Source organism: Pasteurella sp. XG20, from assembly GCF_018968665.1.
Taxonomy (GTDB): domain Bacteria; phylum Pseudomonadota; class Gammaproteobacteria; order Enterobacterales; family Pasteurellaceae; genus Pasteurella; species Pasteurella multocida.
The window spans coordinates 612,239-629,830 of record NZ_CP076656.1 but is presented as its reverse complement, the minus strand read 5'-3'; the positions used below and the strand labels follow the sequence as shown (position 1 = coordinate 629,830).

At 38.7% G+C, this 17,592-nt stretch carries 15 protein-coding genes and 1 riboswitch; of the genes, 7 read left to right on the top strand and 8 right to left on the bottom strand.

Annotated elements, in window-relative coordinates:
• The first annotated feature begins 145 nt into the window (after positions 1-145).
• From dksA to folK, 3 genes are all read left to right on the top strand, one after another.
• Positions 146-583, top strand: coding sequence for an RNA polymerase-binding protein DksA (gene dksA, locus KPF51_RS02855; RefSeq protein WP_005716860.1), 438 nt, complete (start codon positions 146-148; stop codon positions 581-583).
• Between the two features lie 87 nt (positions 584-670).
• Positions 671-2,176 carry a polynucleotide adenylyltransferase PcnB gene (gene pcnB / locus KPF51_RS02850; protein WP_005722677.1) on the top strand — a complete coding sequence of 502 codons (1,506 nt, stop codon included), beginning with the start codon at positions 671-673 and terminating at the stop codon, positions 2,174-2,176.
• Between the two features lie 11 nt (positions 2,177-2,187).
• A complete protein-coding gene (gene folK / locus KPF51_RS02845) occupies positions 2,188-2,685 on the top strand; it encodes a 2-amino-4-hydroxy-6-hydroxymethyldihydropteridine diphosphokinase (RefSeq protein ID WP_005716864.1) in 498 nt (165 codons plus the stop codon).
• On the opposite strand, the gene KPF51_RS02840 is transcribed toward folK, so the two are convergent.
• Positions 2,672-3,754, bottom strand: coding sequence for a homoserine O-acetyltransferase (locus KPF51_RS02840; protein ID WP_211599573.1), 1,083 nt, complete (start codon positions 3,752-3,754; stop codon positions 2,672-2,674). The genes folK and KPF51_RS02840 overlap by 14 nt on opposite strands.
• Positions 3,755-3,916: 162 nt before the next feature.
• Here KPF51_RS02840 and KPF51_RS02835 point away from each other — a divergent pair, with 162 nt between their 5' ends.
• On the top strand, positions 3,917-4,627 hold the full coding sequence (locus KPF51_RS02835) for a vancomycin high temperature exclusion protein (protein WP_005722678.1): 711 nt from the start codon (positions 3,917-3,919) through the stop codon (positions 4,625-4,627).
• On the opposite strand, the gene cra is transcribed toward KPF51_RS02835, so the two are convergent.
• From cra to KPF51_RS02815, 4 genes are all read right to left on the bottom strand, one after another.
• On the bottom strand, positions 4,624-5,613 hold the full coding sequence (cra, locus tag KPF51_RS02830; protein WP_005722679.1) for a catabolite repressor/activator: 990 nt from the start codon (positions 5,611-5,613) through the stop codon (positions 4,624-4,626). The two genes, KPF51_RS02835 and cra, sit on opposite strands and share 4 nt — an antisense overlap.
• Positions 5,614-5,861: 248 nt before the next feature.
• Positions 5,862-6,353 (bottom strand): acetolactate synthase small subunit, encoded by a 492-nt coding sequence (gene ilvN / locus KPF51_RS02825; RefSeq protein WP_005716871.1) that lies wholly within the window; start codon positions 6,351-6,353, stop codon positions 5,862-5,864.
• Positions 6,346-8,070 (bottom strand): acetolactate synthase 3 large subunit, encoded by a 1,725-nt coding sequence (locus KPF51_RS02820; RefSeq protein WP_005722680.1) that lies wholly within the window; start codon positions 8,068-8,070, stop codon positions 6,346-6,348. The genes ilvN and KPF51_RS02820 overlap by 8 nt, the downstream gene beginning before the upstream one ends.
• Positions 8,071-8,368: 298 nt before the next feature.
• Positions 8,369-9,892 (bottom strand): Na+/H+ antiporter NhaC family protein, encoded by a 1,524-nt coding sequence (locus tag KPF51_RS02815; protein WP_005754323.1) that lies wholly within the window; start codon positions 9,890-9,892, stop codon positions 8,369-8,371.
• A gap of 90 nt (positions 9,893-9,982) precedes the next feature.
• Positions 9,983-10,157, bottom strand: a riboswitch (Lysine riboswitch).
• 222 nt (positions 10,158-10,379) lie between these two features.
• Between KPF51_RS02815 and KPF51_RS02810 the strand changes: the two genes are divergently transcribed.
• Both KPF51_RS02810 and purU read left to right on the top strand, forming a co-directional pair.
• Positions 10,380-10,784 carry an H-NS family nucleoid-associated regulatory protein gene (locus KPF51_RS02810; RefSeq protein ID WP_005731792.1) on the top strand — a complete coding sequence of 135 codons (405 nt, stop codon included), beginning with the start codon at positions 10,380-10,382 and terminating at the stop codon, positions 10,782-10,784.
• Between the two features lie 75 nt (positions 10,785-10,859).
• A complete protein-coding gene (gene purU, locus KPF51_RS02805; RefSeq protein ID WP_005722683.1) occupies positions 10,860-11,696 on the top strand; it encodes a formyltetrahydrofolate deformylase in 837 nt (278 codons plus the stop codon).
• A gap of 115 nt (positions 11,697-11,811) precedes the next feature.
• On the opposite strand, the gene nagA is transcribed toward purU, so the two are convergent.
• Both nagA and nagB read right to left on the bottom strand, forming a co-directional pair.
• A complete protein-coding gene (nagA, locus tag KPF51_RS02800; RefSeq protein ID WP_005722685.1) occupies positions 11,812-12,948 on the bottom strand; it encodes an N-acetylglucosamine-6-phosphate deacetylase in 1,137 nt (378 codons plus the stop codon).
• Positions 12,949-12,960: 12 nt separating this feature from the next.
• Entirely contained in the window at positions 12,961-13,764 is an 804-nt protein-coding gene (gene nagB / locus KPF51_RS02795) for a glucosamine-6-phosphate deaminase (protein ID WP_005716895.1), read from the bottom strand.
• A gap of 307 nt (positions 13,765-14,071) precedes the next feature.
• Here nagB and nagE point away from each other — a divergent pair, with 307 nt between their 5' ends.
• A complete protein-coding gene (nagE, locus tag KPF51_RS02790) occupies positions 14,072-15,529 on the top strand; it encodes an N-acetylglucosamine-specific PTS transporter subunit IIBC (RefSeq protein WP_005722690.1) in 1,458 nt (485 codons plus the stop codon).
• A gap of 85 nt (positions 15,530-15,614) precedes the next feature.
• Here nagE and KPF51_RS02785 read toward each other — a convergent pair whose 3' ends face one another.
• Complete coding sequence (locus KPF51_RS02785) at positions 15,615-17,564, bottom strand: ABC transporter ATP-binding protein (protein ID WP_061406170.1); 1,950 nt, start codon at positions 17,562-17,564, stop codon at positions 15,615-15,617.
• Positions 17,565-17,592: the final 28 nt, after the last annotated feature.

The following is a 17,592-nucleotide window of genomic DNA, read 5'->3' as shown; positions in this document are numbered from 1 at the left end:
TTAAGTTCTGCTATTTATAACGCTTTTTAAAATACTAGATACCTGAATAGGTCATTTTAAACTTAACTAAATCAACGCCAATGCGTATGAATATGTAATTTCAACCATTGATACAATGGATGAATTTCTAATTAGGAGAAACCCAATGTCTAAATCCTCTTTAAGTATATTAGCCTTAGCTGGTGTTGAACCGTATAAAGAAAAGGTAGGCGAAGAATACATGAATGAAGCGCAACTGCTTCATTTCAAAAAAATCTTACAAGCATGGCGTGACCAAATTGTAGAGGAAGCAACCCGTACCGTTGCCCATATGCAAGATGAAGCGTCTAATTTCCCAGACCCAGCGGATCGTGCAACACAAGAAGAAGAGTTTAGTTTAGAGTTGCGTACACGTGATCGTGAGCGTAAACTGCTCAAAAAAATTGAGAACACATTGAAAAAATTAGAAACCGGTGATTTTGGTTACTGTGATTCGTGTGGGATTGAAATTGGTATTCGTCGCTTAGAAGCACGCCCAACTGCTGATCTTTGTATTGATTGTAAAACACTTGCCGAAATTCGTGAAAAACAAATGGTTGGCTAACCTATTTTCCCCGTTATTATCATTAAAACATTTCGAAAGTGCGGTTTGTTTCACCGCACTTTTTTACGAATATGCTAAACACACTTGATGAGGTCTACTATTTTAAAATACATCAAAAATCTGTTTAATAAAAAAACAAAAGCCTATTTAGTCGAAAGAGAAAAAACAGATTCTACCCCGTTATTATCCAAAAACGCGCATTCTGAGCCCATAACCACACGCGAGATTCGGAATGTGTCAAATAGCAAACAAGCCAAACTTTCGCACCATTACAATAAATCGATTTTTAAAGCATCGCAGTACGGTATTACTCCCCGCATGATTAATCGCAATGCCTTAGGGATTGTGGAAAAACTGCATCGCCATGGTTTTGAAGCCTATATTGTCGGTGGCTGTTTAAGAGATTTATTGCTTGGGAAACACCCAAAAGATTTCGATGTGGCAACGAATGCATTACCAGAACAAATTCAAACGATCTTTCAACGTCAATGTCGTTTAGTCGGTCGTCGTTTCCGATTGGCACATATCATGTTTGGTCGAGATGTCATCGAAGTTGCGACCTTTCGTGCAAGTCATAATGAAAATAATCATGAAAGCCTCGCTAAACAAAGCAAAGAAGGCATGCTGTTACGGGATAATGTGTATGGCACATTAGAACAAGATGCGGAACGCCGCGATTTTACCGTTAATGCACTGTACTATAACCCACAAGATAATACCCTGCGTGATTATTTTCATGGTATTGAGGATCTCAAAGCGGGCAAATTACGCTTAATTGGCGATCCTGTAAAACGTTATCAAGAAGATCCTGTGCGGATGTTACGCTCAGTGCGTTTTATGGCAAAATTGGATATGTTCCTTGAAAAACCAAGCGAACAGCCAATTCGTGAGCTAGCGCCGTTACTTAAAAATATTCCACCAGCAAGGCTATTTGATGAATGTTTAAAATTACTCCAAGCTGGGTACGGCGTAAAAACCTATAAACTGTTACGTCAATATGGACTATTTGAGCAACTCTTCCCTTCACTGATGCCTTATTTCACTGAGAAAGGTGACAGTCTTGCAGAACGGATGATTCTCAAAGCACTGACTTCCACAGATGAACGTGTAGCTGACAAATTACGCATCAATCCTGCATTCTTATTTGCTGCTTTCTTCTGGTATCCATTACGTGAAAAAGTGGAGATGCTGAAAAATGAAGGTGGATTAAATAATCATGATGCTTATGCCTTGGCTAGCTCTGAAATCTTAGATTTGTTCTGTGCCGCCCTTGCCGCGCCTCGTCGTCACACCGCTGTGATCCGAGATATCTGGTTTTTGCAATTGCAATTACTCAAACGTTCAGGACAGCAACCTATTCGTACGATGGAACACCCTAAGTTCCGTGCGGCGTTTGATCTATTAGCGATGCGCTCAGAGGTTGAAGGTGGAGAAACCATTGAGCTCGCAACCTGGTGGCATGAATATCAATTTAGTAATTCAGAACAACGTGATCACTTGGTCAAAGAGCAACAACGTTTACACCCTAAGCCGAAGAAAAAATATTATCGTGCGAGAAAGCGTCGTAAACCTAAAGCGATCTCGTCCTCATAGGGTAACTTAATATGAAGTCTGTCTATATTGCATTAGGAAGCAATTTACAAACACCAATTGCGCAGTTAGAGGCGGCTCTGGCAGCATTAGCTAACTTACCTACAACTCAGCTAATCCATGTCAGTTCTTTTTACCAAAGTAAGCCACTTGGTCCACAAGATCAGCCAGATTACGTAAATGCGGTAGCGCATTTACGAACTACGCTACCGCCCTTAACGCTCCTTGATCATTTACAGCAGATTGAAAATACACAAGGTAGAGTGCGCCTTCGCCGTTGGGGTGAACGCACTTTAGATCTAGATATTTTGCTTTACGATCATGTCGTATGTCAGACTGAACGCTTGACCCTTCCCCATTACGATATGACCAATCGTGAATTTGTGATCGTCCCCCTGTTCGAAATTGCCCCTGATTTATGTTTACCGAGTGGACAATCTCTGCTGGAATTAATGAAAAAATTCGAAGATCACCAAATGCAGAAAATACGTACAGCGTCTAGTCTTGATTAGCAAGAGCTAATCGAATTTTCTTCTCAAAAAAAGCATAATCAACTAAAAACGTATCATGCCCATAATCGGAAGAAAATTGATAATAAACTAAATCGACGCCACTTTCCTCAAGGAGCTTTTTACTCTTTTGTAGCTCCGTCAACTTAAATAATTGATCATTTTCGACAGCTACTAACGTGTAACGAGCTTTGATTCTGGCTAATGCCGCGGACAAGCTCTCATATTGAAAGCCTGGATCATATAAATCTAACGCTCTGAGTAAATGAAGATAGCTATTGGCATCAAAGCGCGCTAAAAATTTTTTTCCTTGATAACTTAAATAGGATTCTACCTGAAAGTAATCGCCCCAAAATTCCGTTTCTGCTTTTGTGACACGCCCAAAAGCTTTGGTCAATTGTAAATCGGTTCGGTAAGTCAACATTCCCAACATACGCGCAATCGCTAACCCTTTTTCCGGAGGTTGACTATCATAGTAATCTCCGCCATTAAAATTGGGATCATTAATCACGGCTTGTCGCATCACATGGTTAAAACCAATTGCTTCTGCACCAAATAGTAGAGAAGAACATAAATTAATGACATTACTCACATCATCTGGATAATCAATTGCCCATTGTGTGGCTTGCATACCGCCAAAAGATCCCCCAATCACCGCATGTAAACGAGGAATATTGAGATATGTCAATAACGCCCTTTGTAGCGCAACAATGTCTTGCACAATAATGTTCGGGAATTGACTGCCGTAAGGTTTATTCGTTTTCGGATTAATAGAGGAAGGACCCGTTGTACCTTTACATCCTCCCAGCACATTAGAACAAATAAAGAAATATTGAGACGTGTCCAAAGCAAGCCCCTCGCCCATAAATGTCTGCCACCAACCACGCTGTGAATGATCAGCAAAATAAGGCTCTGCATCCCCCGTTAAGGCGTGACAAATAAGAATCGCATTCGTTTTCTCTTTATTCAACTCACCATAAGTTTGATATGCGATCTCAATATCTTGGAGCGTCCCGCCTAAACTTAAGGTAAAAGGAGCTTCCGTAAACAATTTCACTTTCTGTACAGCCATGCTACCGCCTGCTTATTCTTGTTGTTATGTTCACTTTACTTTTATTGGATTTATAGACGTCTAAACATCTTTACGTACAAATCTACTAAAATTCAGCTTGCACTTCAACTCTTTTTTCATTATGGTGAACATCAGTTTCCGAATCGTGATGATAGTTTGAAAATGACATCTATTTTGACTTTTTTAACTTCCCAATATTATAAACGCGCGATACGTTATATATTGGTTGCCTTGTCATCTTTTATTGTGCTATTAGTCCTTATTGATCAAGCCATTGGCTTTTATGTTCGGAAAAATATCTATACAGACATCAATAAACTGCCTTATCGTCCTTACGGTGTAGTATTAGGGACATCTAAATATTTTGAGAAAAATACACTCAATCTGTTTTATCACAATCGCCTTTTAGCAGCACACGAGGTTTTTTCCGCACGTAAGATCGATTATCTTTTACTGAGTGGTGATAACCGTACGAATCAATATAATGAACCGCGTAATATGTTCAAAGACTTACGAAAAATGGGCATCGCTGCTGAATTTATGTATATGGATTTTGCAGGTTTTCGTACCTTGGATTCCGTGATCCGTGCACAACAAGTTTTCAAAGCACATTCATTCACCATTATCACGCAAAAATTCCACTGTGAACGTGCATTGTTCATTGCTAAATATCACAATATTGATGCTATTTGTTTTGCCGCTGACTATCCACAAGGACATTATTTTGTACGATTTAGAGAGTTCTTTGCGCGTATTTTAGTGATACTCGATATTTTAATGGAAAAGGAACCCTATTTTTTAGGTGAGCCAGAACCGTTGCCACCACCGACAACGGTCCCTATCGTAGAACTTGAAGACGTACCATCACATTAAATGCGTGATTCGATAATTTCTCGAATAATTACTTCATCAGACACTTTAACGTTCTTTGATTTCATTCGACTTAATACAAGATGCAGTAAGGTCTGTGCAATTTTTTCGTGATTTTGTACACAACAAATCACTTTATTTTCCAACAGATCTAACATATCGTGATGACCAAAAGTTGCAATGATAAGCGAACGTGGAATACGATGATAACGTTTAATCAAAATCTGAAAAACACCATGTAACAATGTTAATGATGTGGCAAAAATAGCTTCTGGCATCTCATGTTTCTCTAACCAATGATGAAACGCCTTTGCACTTGCTAATTTATGAAACTGTGAGGCATAAAGATAATCCACTTGATTCGCCTTATCAGAGAGCGCTTGACGAAAACCAAGTTCTCGTTTTCGACTGAGCCCTAGCTTAGGTAGCGCGCCTAAAAAAAGCATCCGCTTTCCCTCACAATGTCTCCCTAAATGTGTTGCTAATCGATATGAGTCGCCTTCATCGTCCGTCAAAACACGTATCTTATTGAGATCAAGATAGCGATCGAAGCAAATAATCGGAATATTGGCATGGCGTTGATAAAAATCAGTATCGGCAGGTAATGTCGTGGATACAATCAGGGCGTCAATTTGACGTTGGATAAGATGCTTAGCACATTGCATTTCTGTTTCTGGGTTATCATTAGAACAAGCGATGACTAATTGATAACCTTTCTGGCGAAATCCAGCTTCTAGATGTGTTGCAATTCTGGCAAAACTCGCGTTTTCAAAATCAGGGACAATTAAACCAATAGTGCGACTTTTCCCCGCTCGTAGCCCAGCTGCCATCGCATTAGGCTTGAAATCATATTGTTTAATCAGTTTTTCGACTTTTTCAATGGTTTTATCACTAACGCGATATGCCTTCGCCTTCCCATTAACCACATAACTGGCGGTTGTACGTGATACTCCTGCAAGTTTTGCGAGCTCAACTAACTTTAATTTCACATTTCCCCCTTAAAATGTATAAAACTATTGAGGTGGTGACGATGATGATTATCTCTTTATTGTAAATATTTATTAAAAATAAATAAATATTTGTAAATAAATGTAATGATTATTTTAACATCTCATATTTATAATATCAAAAAATACTAATACGTTAATGAAAAGGAGTTACCCATAAAAAAGTGCGGTTAAATTTTAAAAAAATCTAACCGCACTTTTAAACTGAGTTTATTCAATGAGTTAAGCGCTTATAAACAATTTTTTTCTCCACGAGATAAACTGATTAGACCAGAACGTACAATCTCAATGATCGTCGTTTCCTCTTTCACTGCTGAAATAAACGCATCTAGTTTATCTTTCGTCCCCGTCAACTGAATGGTATAGGATTTCGTTGTCACATCCACAATCTGACCTCGGTAAATATCTGTTAAACGTTTTAGTTCATCACGTGATGCGCCTTGCGCTCTCACTTTAATCAGTAAGACTTCACGCTCAACATGGTCACAGTCGCTTAAACTGATCACTTTAAAAATATCAACTAATTTATGTAGCTGCTTCTCGATTTGTTCGAGTACTTGCTCATCTCCATAGGCTTCGATTGTCATACGAGATAATGTAGGATCATCAGTGGGGGCAACAGTTAAGCTTTCTATATTGAATGCACGTTGTGAAAATAAGCCTACCACACGAGATAATGCTCCCGATTCATTTTCTAATAATACTGATAAAATTCTACGCATTCGCCTTCTCCGGTTTCGTTAAAATCATTTCATTCATTGCACCACCACGTACTTGCATCGGATAAACATGTTCCGTCGCATCAACATTAATATCGACAAATACTAATTTATCTTTCATCGAAAATGCTTGAGTAAGTTTTTCCTCTAATTCATCTGGCGTATTAATTTGGATCCCCACATGTCCATAAGCCTCAGCAAGCTTCACAAAATCAGGTAAAGAATTCATATAAGACTGTGAATGGCGTCCAGAATAAATCAGATCTTGCCACTGTTTCACCATGCCTAAAAAGCGGTTATTCAAACTGATAATCACAATTGGAATATCATATTGCTGTGCAGTAGAAAGCTCTTGAATATTCATTTGAATACTGCCATCTCCCGTCACACACACCACTGTTGAGTCAGGATAAGCGAGCTTTACCCCAAGTGCGGCTGGTAGTCCAAAGCCCATGGTCCCTAAGCCACCAGAGTTAATCCAACGCCGAGGTTGGTTAAACGGATAATGTAATGCCGCAAACATTTGATGTTGTCCAACATCTGAGGCGACATAAGCCTCACCTTGTGTTAATCGATAAACCACTTCCATCACTTGCTGTGGTTTAATGACGGAATCATCTCGTGTAAAAGAGAGACATTTTACTGCTTTCCATTCATCAATTTGCTGCCACCATTCATCCAAGGCAGTTTGCGATTTTAATAAATTGTCATCCTCTAATAAGGCTAAAAATTCATTAATGACTTTTTCTGCACTACCTACAATCGGAATAGATGCCAACACATTTTTAGAAATAGACGTTGGATCAATATCAATATGAATCACTTTTGCATGTGGACAATATTTTGCCAAGTTATTAGTCGTTCTATCATCAAAACGCACACCAATACCAAGAATGAGATCACTATGATGCATTGCATTATTCGCTTCGTAAGTACCATGCATGCCTAACATCCCTAAGAATTGCTTATCTGAGCTTGGATAGGCACCTAATCCCATTAAGGAGGAAGTGACCGGCAAATTTAAGGTTTGTGCAAATTGCGTTAATTTGTCGCTACAATTCGCAGTGATGACACCACCACCAACAAATAACACCGGCTTTTTCGCGACTAATAAGGCTTTTAATGCTTTTTTAATTTGCCCTTTATGCCCTTGTATTGTTGGATTATAAGAACGTAATTCAACTTTTTCTGGATAATGATAAGTAAATTTATGTGCAGGATTAACCACATCCTTTGGCAAATCGATCACCACAGGTCCCGGTCTGCCTGTTGACGCAATATAAAAAGCTTTTTTAATGGTTTCAGGAATTTCAGCCGCAGATTTCACTAAAAAACTGTGTTTGACGACTGGACGAGAGATACCCACCATATCGCATTCTTGGAAAGCATCACTGCCAATTAATCCTGACATCACCTGTCCAGATAAAATAATCAAAGGCACGGAATCCATATACGCTGTTGCAATACCAGTGATGGTATTAGTTGCACCGGGTCCGGATGTCACAAGAACACAACCCACTTTACCGGTTGCTCTGGCATAACCATCTGCCATGTGCACCGCGGCTTGTTCATGTCGAACAAGAATATGTTCAATGCCCCCCAAGGTATGAATCGCATCATAAATATCTAAAACCGATCCGCCAGGATAACCAAATAAAAACTCAACGCCTTCATCTCGCAAAGACTGCACAACCATTTCTGCGCCAGATAACTTTTTCATTTTCACCTCTAAATGTCTTACACTTTACGTGCTTATTGCTTTAATTGATGTTGTTATAATGTCATGCATTAACACGTTCTCATTTTTACTGGAAACCGCCTTTATTGTCTATCTATTTTTATTGGCAGAATGCACAATAAAAGAACATAACCCAAAATATAAAACCAAAAACAAACAAAAAATCAGAATAATATAAAAAATATATTCTTTAAATCATAAAAAAAGCGGCATTACGCCGCATTTTATAAAATAACCTAAAATAAAAATTTTTTATTTTATTTGTGAACTATCTCACAATTTATTTTTTTCTAAATATAAAAACAAGTACCGATAAAACCACACCCGTTGTCACAAAACCCAGTATGCCTGACTGGCTGAACCCTAGTACTAAATAGCCTGCAATAGACGCCGTCGCAATTAACATCGCATAAGGTAACTGTGTTGTTACATGGTCGATATGATTACATTTTGCCCCGGTAGAAGATAAAATCGTGGTATCCGAAATTGGTGAGCAATGATCACCACAAACTGCACCAGCCATGACTGCGGATAAACAAGGTAACATCAATTCTGGTGCAGTATTCGCTGCAATCGCTGCCGCGATCGGTAACATAATCCCAAAAGTTCCCCAGCTTGTTCCTGTCGAGAATGCCATGATTCCAGTTAAAATAAATAATAACGCAGGCAACAAAGCAATCGGTAAACTATCCGATACTAATGAAGATAAATAAATCCCTGTTTTGACATCTCCAACGATGGTATTAATGGTCCAAGCAAACAATAAAATCAATACCGCACCGAGCATTGACTTCACGCCTAAAATCCAGGATTTACCGTATTCCGCCAAACTCACTTGACGATCAATAAGAATGCATAGTGTCGAAATCAAGACCGCACTTAATCCCCCCACAACCAATGAAATCCCTACTGTAGTATTCTCAAACGCGCCTAACACATCAAAAGGTTTTCCATCCGCCGCTAATGCTTCATAGCCCGTGTACATCATCATACCAACGGTTGCTAAAATCAGGACAGTAATCGGTAAAATTAAATAGAGAACATGCCCTTTATTACTACTTTCCAGTTTTTCTTCTTCTGTTACACGCGCTAGGGCCATTCTTTCGTGACGCGCCATTGAACCAATATCAAACGAATAATAAGATACAAAGAACACCATTAAAATAGAAAAAATAGCATAAAAGTTCATTGCACTCATTGTCATAAATGCACCGATAGGGGAATACTCGGTGATCGAATAAGTCGCAAGAAGTCCTGCAATAAGTGTAATAATATAGGCGCCCCAACTTGATACAGGCATCAACACACACATTGGCGCAGCGGTTGAATCAAGAATATAGGCAAGTTTTGGGCGTGAAACTTTAAATTTATCTGTAACTGGGCTGGCAATCGCTCCCACCGCTAAGCTATGAAAATAATCGTCAATGAAAGTCACAAACACGAGCGATGCGGCTAATAATTTAGCCCCTTTTCTATCTTTAATTCGTTTTTGTGCCCATTCTGCAAAGGCTCGATTACTACCAGAGACAGTAAGAAGTGCGGTTAAAATACCTAACAAGAAGAGAAATAACACAATATTAATGTTATTTGAATTAAGTGCGTTATCACTGTATGCCAATGAAATAATATTATTTTTGAGATACATTAGCGTATGCGAAATATTAAAATCTGCAAGCATTAAAGCACCTACAATAATACCAACACTCAATGATAAAATAACACGGCGTGTCCCAATGGCTAATAATAATGCTAAAATAGGGGGTACGACAGACCAAATAGACGTCGAATAATCAATAAGTTCCATAAGTTTTTTACCTTATAATGAAGGAATAACCACTGAGTAAGAATATAGAAATGATCTAAAAAGGTAGGCAAAAATTAATTAAGACCTGACCCAACCAGTAGCGCTCCATAGTTTAAAAAAGACTATGACAATGACGTTCCTTTCGAATACGCCACCAACCAATCAAAATGACTTTCAATTGATTTCGGCGGTCACTCCTTTCCTTTTTCCTCTTCGTTATCCACTCAGAAAAAATACTTATAGTGATCGCTCCTCTACACAAGTAGGATGGCAACAAGACTACAATAAAAAGTGATCCTTGCCAATAGAGAGAAGGGAATATTTTTAACTTAATTTACAATTCCATAACTAAAAAAATATAAACTTTGAAGTATTCTACAAAAATAGCATTTACCAATAATAATATTTACTATATCATTACTTACGTTTGATTATGTTTAATTATATTTTATGTAATCCCTGTGTGACATTATATAGAGGAACAAGTATGAGTGATTTATTAAAGATGTTAACCAATGTTCGAAGTTTACGTGTGCTGGCTCGTGAAACCTCATTAGAACAACTTGAAATTGCTTTAGAAAAGTTCTCTCTCGTCGTTGAAGAAAAACGTGAAGCTGAAGCCAAAGCAGAACGTGAAATAGCAGAACGTCAGGCAAGAATTGCGAAGTTGAAAGAATCATTAATCCAAGAAGGAATTACAGCCCAGGAATTAGCAATTTTGTTAGGCCAAGAATCTCAATCTCAACGTAAAAAGAGAGAACCTCGCCCAGCAAAATACAAATATATCGATGAAAATGGTGAAGAAAGAACTTGGACTGGTCAAGGTAGAACACCAAAAGTCATTCAAAAAGCCTTGGATGCGGGTAAATCCCTGAGTTCATTCGAAATTTAATTTATTTTACTTTGTCGTAAAGCCCATTTCTTGATGGGTTTTCTTTTTTATTTTTTCGACTAAAACAACACACTTATGATTGAAAATAAAATATTATTAACCGATTGCCCAGATGATAAAGGTTTAATCGCAAAAATTACCAACATTTGTTACAAACATCAGCTCAATATCATTCATAACAATGAATTTGTGGATTTTGACACAAAGCATTTCTTTATGCGCACTGAACTACAGGGCATTTTTAATGAAGATACCTTATTAGCTGACTTAAAATTTAGTCTTCCAGAGGGAACAAATTGTCGCTTAATTAGTGCGAAAAGAAAACGCATTGTCATTTTAGTCACCAAAGAAGCGCATTGCCTTGGCGATATTTTAATGAAAAATTACTATGGTGGTTTAGACGTAGAAATCGCTGCGGTGATTGGTAATCATGATACGTTAAGAACATTAGTAGAACGCTTTGACATCCCATTCCACTACATTAGCCATCATGATCTCACACGAGTAGAACATGATAAGTTACTTGCAGATAAAATCGATGAATATACACCAGATTATATTGTGTTAGCAAAATACATGCGGGTACTCAACCCTCAGTTTGTTGAAAAATATCCAAATCGAGTGATCAATATTCATCATTCTTTTTTACCTGCATTTATTGGTGCAAAACCTTATCACCAAGCTTATGAACGTGGTGTCAAAATTATTGGCGCAACTGCACACTTTATTAATAACGAATTAGATCAAGGTCCTATTATTATGCAAAATGTGATCAACGTGGATCACACTTATAATGCAGAAGCTATGATGCGTGCAGGACGAGATGTTGAAAAAACAGTATTAAGCCGTGCATTAGATCTGGCTTTGCACGATCGTATTTTTGTTTACAAAAATAAGACGGTTGTTCTCTAAAAAGCACATCAAAGCAATGTAATACAAAACCACTTTTATCCGACGTGGTTTTGATTTAGCGATAAAAAAATAGCGTGTTAATTTAACACGCTATTTTTAATAAAATGAGAAAGTGTTACTTCGCTTTCCATTCACCATTCACGGCTGTACCCAACACGTTAAAATCATTTGTGAATGCTGTTAAATTCGCGATTTTACCCACTTCAATTGAGCCAAGTTTATGATCCACACCAATTGCTTTAGCAGGATAGTAATTACACATACGTAATGTCTCATCCAATGGAATGCCAACTTCCTGTACCGCATTTTTCACTGACTCAATCATCGTGATTGCAGCGCCACCTAATGTACCATTGCTATCATAGCATTTACCATCACGCACATAGACTGTTTTACCGACGAAAACAAAGGAGTCAATGTCTGCACCGGCTGCAGCAGTTGCATCTGTCACAATACACAATTTGTCGCCTTTTACTTTCTTGTCGAGTCGTATATTGCCATAATCAACGTGTAAACCATCCACAATAATACCTGTATAGATATCAGAATCTAATACGGCGCCCACTACTCCCATCGCTCGTCCAGAGCTGATTGGTGACATTGCATTATGTAAATGGGTTGCAAAACTCGCCCCTTTCTCAATAGCCTGTTGTGCGACATCATAAGTCGCATTCGAGTGTCCAAGCGAGACGATAATCCCTTTTTCAACAAAGTCTGGAATATACTGTGCCGTTGGATTTTCGGCTGCCAACGTAATTTTAGTAATCACATCTGCATTATCACACAAGAATGTTTTCATTTCTGGGCTTATCGCACGAATATATTCTTCTCGATGTACCCCTTTTTTCTCAACACTCAAATAAGGTCCTTCAAAGTGTAAACCTAATGCTTGATTTTTATACTGAGTTAAATACTCACGCATCACCTTCACTGCGTCTTTCATTCCTTCATCAGGTGACGTAATAAAGGTTGGTAAATAACTTGTCGTGCCGGATTTCAAATTAGTTTCTTGCATGATCTCTAACGTCTTCACGCTAATATCTTCATTAAACATCACGCCACCACAGCCATTTAATTGAAGATCAATAAAACCTGCGGTTAAATTATTCCCTTGTAAATCAATTTTCTGAAGATTTTCTGGCACGTCTTCTACGGGTAGAATTGCACTAATTTTATCGCCATCGACAACAAGCGCTTTACCATAAAGTACGTCTTTTGCAGTGTAAATTACGGCATTAACAAACGCGTACATGCTTATCTCCTTTTATTTCACGCTACGAATAGCAGAGGCTTCTAATTCAGTAAAATATTTAACTGTTTTCACTTTAAGCTCTTGCGTCGCAGGTTCATCACACACAATAATCGCTCGGCGATGCATTTGTAATGCGGTGACGGTCCATAAATGATTGATGCTACCTTCTACAGCGGCTTGTAAAGCTTGAGCTTTATTATAACCTGTGACTAGAATCATCACTTCTTCTGCATCAAGTAACGTCCCCACACCAATGGTGAGTGCATATTTAGGCACTTTATTAACATCGTTATCAAAGAAACGTGAGTTGGCAATTAGCGTATCTTCTGTAAGCGTTTTTATACGCGTACGTGAGGAAAGGGATGAAGCCGGTTCATTAAAAGCAATATGGCCATCTACACCAACACCGCCCATAAATAAATGAATTTTGCCATAAGACTTGATTTTCTCTTCATAACGCTGACATTCGGCATCATGATCTTCGGTATTACCATTTAAGATATTGATATTTTTCTCTTGAATATCAACATGATCAAAAAAGTTTTTATACATGAAAGAATGGTAGCTTTCAGGATGTTCTTTTGGTAAACCAACATACTCATCCATATTGAAGGTCACAACATGTTTAAAGCTCACCTCGCCCGCTTTATACAGCTCAATAAGCGCTTCATAGGTTTTCAGCGGAGTACCACCCGTAGGCAAACCTAATACGAATGGGCGCGCTTCTGTTGGTTGAAATTGATTAATACGATCAACAATATAACGTGCAGACCATTTTGCGACTTGATCAACATTGTGTAATGGAATTAAACGCATAATGTGTTACCTCTTTTTGTATGTAAAATTACTGTGAAATCAAGGATTCCCCTATCGCCAACACCATTTTGAAATATTGCCATCAATTTTTTTTTCAATATGGAGTTTTGATTTTTTTGCATTATAAAATAAGTGATTTTAAATAGCCAATAAAAATTCATCCCCGTGGGATATTTAGTGATGAGAATCACAAAAACAACAGTTTTAATTTGCAATAGAAAATTATCAGCATATAGTTAGAGACGCTTGAGAAAACGTTTACTTTTTTCTCAACAAAATCGAGAGAAAAATATAAAAAGGAGTTCCTATGAGCATTCTAAGTTACTTACAAAGAATTGGGCAAGCATTAATGGTGCCAGTTGCTGCACTACCTGCTGCTGCTATCTTAATGGGTATTGGTTACTGGATTGACCCGAATGGTTGGGGTGGAGAAAGCCAGCTTGCTGCCTTCTTGATCAAGTCTGGTGCCGCCATTATTGACAACATGGCAATTCTGTTCGCCGTTGGTGTAGCATTTGGTATGTCTAAAGATAAACATGGTTCAGCCGCACTGTCGGGCTTAGTGGGCTTTTTAGTTGTCACCACCTTGCTTTCTCCAGGTGCTGTTGCACAATTACAAGGCATTGCTGCCGATCAAGTCCCTGCCGCATTTGGCAAAATTAACAACCAATTTATTGGGATTTTAGTTGGGGTTATTTCTGCTGAATTATATAACCGCTTCCATCAAGTTGAATTACCACCAGCGTTAGCCTTCTTCAGTGGCAAACGTTTAGTGCCTATCGTGACCTCTGTCGTGATGATCGTTGTGTCTTTCATCCTCATGTACTTATGGCCAGTCATTTTTAATGGTTTAGTTGGTTTTGGTAAATCGATCACGGATATTGGCGCAACTGGGGCGGGTATCTATGGTTTCTTAAACCGTCTCTTAATTCCAGTCGGCTTACACCACGCTTTAAACTCAGTGTTCTGGTTCAATGTGGCGGGTATCAACGATATTCCTAATTTCTTAGGTGGTGCACAATCTCTTGCAAATGGTACTGCCGTTCTTGGTGTAACAGGAATGTATCAAGCCGGTTTCTTCCCTGTTATGATGTTCGGTTTACCTGCCGCCGCATTAGCAATCTATCATAGTGCAAAACCTGGTAAAAAAGCACAAGTTGCCTCATTAATGATTGCCGCATCATTAGCTTCATTCTTCACAGGGGTAACAGAGCCATTAGAATTTGCGTTCATGTTTGTGGCGCCAGTCTTATACGTCATTCACGCTTTATTAACTGGTCTTTCTGTCTTTATTGCAGCCTCAATGCAATGGATGGCAGGTTTTGGTTTCAGTGCAGGTTTCGTTGATATGGTACTTTCTTCACAAAACCCACTGGCTAAAGATTGGTACATGTTACTCGTACAAGGTCTTGTATTCGGTGTGATTTACTATGTCATCTTCCGTGCTGCAATCAAAGCGTTCAATTTAAAAACACCAGGCCGTGAAGAAGAGGAAGTGGAAATCAATGTGAAAAAAGACGCCTCTCGTGAAGAACGTGCGGCTAACTTCATCGTTGCATTGGGTGGTAAAGACAACTTCCAAGCTATCGATGCTTGTATTACTCGCTTACGTTTAACACTAGTTGATCGTAGCAAAGTGAATGAAGAGCAATTAAAAGCACTAGGCTCAAAAGGTAATGTCAAATTAGGTGACAATGGTTTACAAGTGATTCTTGGACCTGAAGCTGAGCTAGTAGCGGATGCAATCAAACAACAAGTCAAGTAACATATTTACGTGAAAACAAGGGCGAAAAATAATAATTTTTCGCCCTTTTCTCTTTTGTAAATAGCGTCAAATCCTACGACATCAATTAGCCTGATTTACTTAAATTTTGTTTTTCCTCTAAGGTTTCCCAACGCATAAACGCTTCTTCTAACGCTTGCTCGGCTTCGGCCAATGCTTGCAATTTTGCAGAGGTGTATTCATGCGATTGCTGAAAAAATTCACTACCCGCAATTTCAGCTTGTAAGGAATTGATTTCCGCTTCTAACGTTTCCAAACGTTGAGGTAATTGTTCTAACTCGCGTTGTTCTTTATAAGTCAGTTTTATTGCTTTGGTTTGAGATTTGTTGGAAACAGAATTTTTCGTGATATCGACCGCACTTTCTAAACTGGCAGGCTTTTTCTGTTTCAACACGGCTTGTTCTGCTTTATGCGCAAAATAGTTAGCTTGTTGCTGTTTCGCTTCATGGAATCCACCGACATATTCATTCACAATCCCTTCACCTTCAAAAATGAAACATTCCGTAGCGGTATTATCAATAAATTGGCGATCGTGACTCACGATTAATAGCGTCCCCTGATAGTCTGTTAGAATTTCTTCTAATAGTTCCAGCGTTTCAACATCAAGATCATTGGTCGGTTCATCCAAAATCAATAAGTTGTTAGGTTTGAGTAATAATTTTGCTAACAATAAACGGTTCCGCTCTCCACCTGATAACGCTTTCACAGGTGTCATCGCCCGCTTCGGAGGAAAGAGAAAATCTTGTAAATAACCTAAGACATGACGTTTAATGCCATTCACTTCAATATCTTGTTTACCGTCAGCCACATTATCCATCACCGTTTTTTCTGGATCGAGTTCGGCACGATATTGATCAAAATAAGCAATATCCAATTTGGTCCCACAACGTACAGTACCTGAAGTTGGTTGAATTTCACCAAGTAACAATTTAATAAATGTCGTCTTACCACAACCATTCGGTCCCACTAAGGCAATTTTATCACCTCGTAAAATGGTGGTACTGAAATCTTTTAATAAGGTTTTGCCTGTCACTTGATAAGTCACATTGTCCATCTCAAACACCATTTTGCCTGAACGACTAGAATTATCGAGTTGGAGTTTTGCCGTACCAAGTACTTCACGACGTTGACGACGTTCTTCACGCAAAGCTTTTAAGGCGCGAACTCGTCCCTCATTACGCGTTCTACGTGCTTTAATCCCCTGTCGAATCCAAACTTCTTCTTGAGCCAATTTTTTATCAAATAACTCATTTTGTAGGGCCTCTACGCGGAGATTTTCTTCTTTTGTACTGAGGTATAAATCATAATCCCCCGGATAAGACACTAATTTGCCACGGTCTAAATCCACAATACGGGTCGCCATTTTACGAATAAAAGCGCGGTCATGAGAAATAAAAATAATGCTCCCCGAAAAACCAAGTAAAAAGTTTTCTAACCATTCAATCGCATCCACATCTAAATGGTTGGTCGGTTCATCTAATAACAACACCTCAGGATCACAAACAAGCGCACGGGCTAATGCGGCTTTACGTAACCAACCACCCGATAATTCAGATAACAAGGTATCCGGATGTAAAGATAATGTGGCCAACACGTCTTTAATTTTACTTTCAAAACGCCAAGCGTCTGCATGATCTAACTTCGCTTGCACTTGTGCCAATTGATTTAAGACCACATCACTGCAGTCCTGTTCCAATAACAAAGAAATGCGATGGTAATCTTTTAATAAATCGGCTAAATGTTCAATGCCTTCGGCGACATAATCAAACACATTGCCACTCGCATGACGCGGTGGATCCTGCTCTAAACGGGACACGACAATCTCTTTTTCAAACTGTAAACGCCCGTCATCCATGATGACATCACCCGCCAAGATTTTCATTAGCGTAGATTTACCTGCGCCATTACGTCCAACTAAACAAACCCGCTCACCGGCTTCAATATGCAAGTCGGTATGATCTAATAAAGGATGATCACTAAAGGAAAGATATCCATTGGTGAGAGAAATGAGTGCCATAATGCCTCTTTGTTAAAATACTTTTTAT

What these genes read in the sequence shown, in the direction of transcription:
- KPF51_RS02785 (WP_061406170.1), bottom strand. Translation starts at nt 17,564, where the DNA reads ATGGCACTCATTTCTCTCACCAATGGATATCTTTCCTTTAGTGATCAT.
- pcnB (WP_005722677.1), top strand. Translation starts at nt 671, where the DNA reads ATGAGGTCTACTATTTTAAAATACATCAAAAATCTGTTTAATAAAAAA.
- nagA (WP_005722685.1), bottom strand. Translation starts at nt 12,948, where the DNA reads ATGTACGCGTTTGTTAATGCCGTAATTTACACTGCAAAAGACGTACTT.
- KPF51_RS02810 (WP_005731792.1), top strand. Translation starts at nt 10,380, where the DNA reads ATGAGTGATTTATTAAAGATGTTAACCAATGTTCGAAGTTTACGTGTG.
- KPF51_RS02835 (WP_005722678.1), top strand. Translation starts at nt 3,917, where the DNA reads ATGACATCTATTTTGACTTTTTTAACTTCCCAATATTATAAACGCGCG.
- ilvN (WP_005716871.1), bottom strand. Translation starts at nt 6,353, where the DNA reads ATGCGTAGAATTTTATCAGTATTATTAGAAAATGAATCGGGAGCATTA.
- KPF51_RS02815 (WP_005754323.1), bottom strand. Translation starts at nt 9,892, where the DNA reads ATGGAACTTATTGATTATTCGACGTCTATTTGGTCTGTCGTACCCCCT.
- KPF51_RS02820 (WP_005722680.1), bottom strand. Translation starts at nt 8,070, where the DNA reads ATGAAAAAGTTATCTGGCGCAGAAATGGTTGTGCAGTCTTTGCGAGAT.
- KPF51_RS02840 (WP_211599573.1), bottom strand. Translation starts at nt 3,754, where the DNA reads ATGGCTGTACAGAAAGTGAAATTGTTTACGGAAGCTCCTTTTACCTTA.
- folK (WP_005716864.1), top strand. Translation starts at nt 2,188, where the DNA reads ATGAAGTCTGTCTATATTGCATTAGGAAGCAATTTACAAACACCAATT.
- purU (WP_005722683.1), top strand. Translation starts at nt 10,860, where the DNA reads ATGATTGAAAATAAAATATTATTAACCGATTGCCCAGATGATAAAGGT.
- nagE (WP_005722690.1), top strand. Translation starts at nt 14,072, where the DNA reads ATGAGCATTCTAAGTTACTTACAAAGAATTGGGCAAGCATTAATGGTG.
- nagB (WP_005716895.1), bottom strand. Translation starts at nt 13,764, where the DNA reads ATGCGTTTAATTCCATTACACAATGTTGATCAAGTCGCAAAATGGTCT.
- dksA (WP_005716860.1), top strand. Translation starts at nt 146, where the DNA reads ATGTCTAAATCCTCTTTAAGTATATTAGCCTTAGCTGGTGTTGAACCG.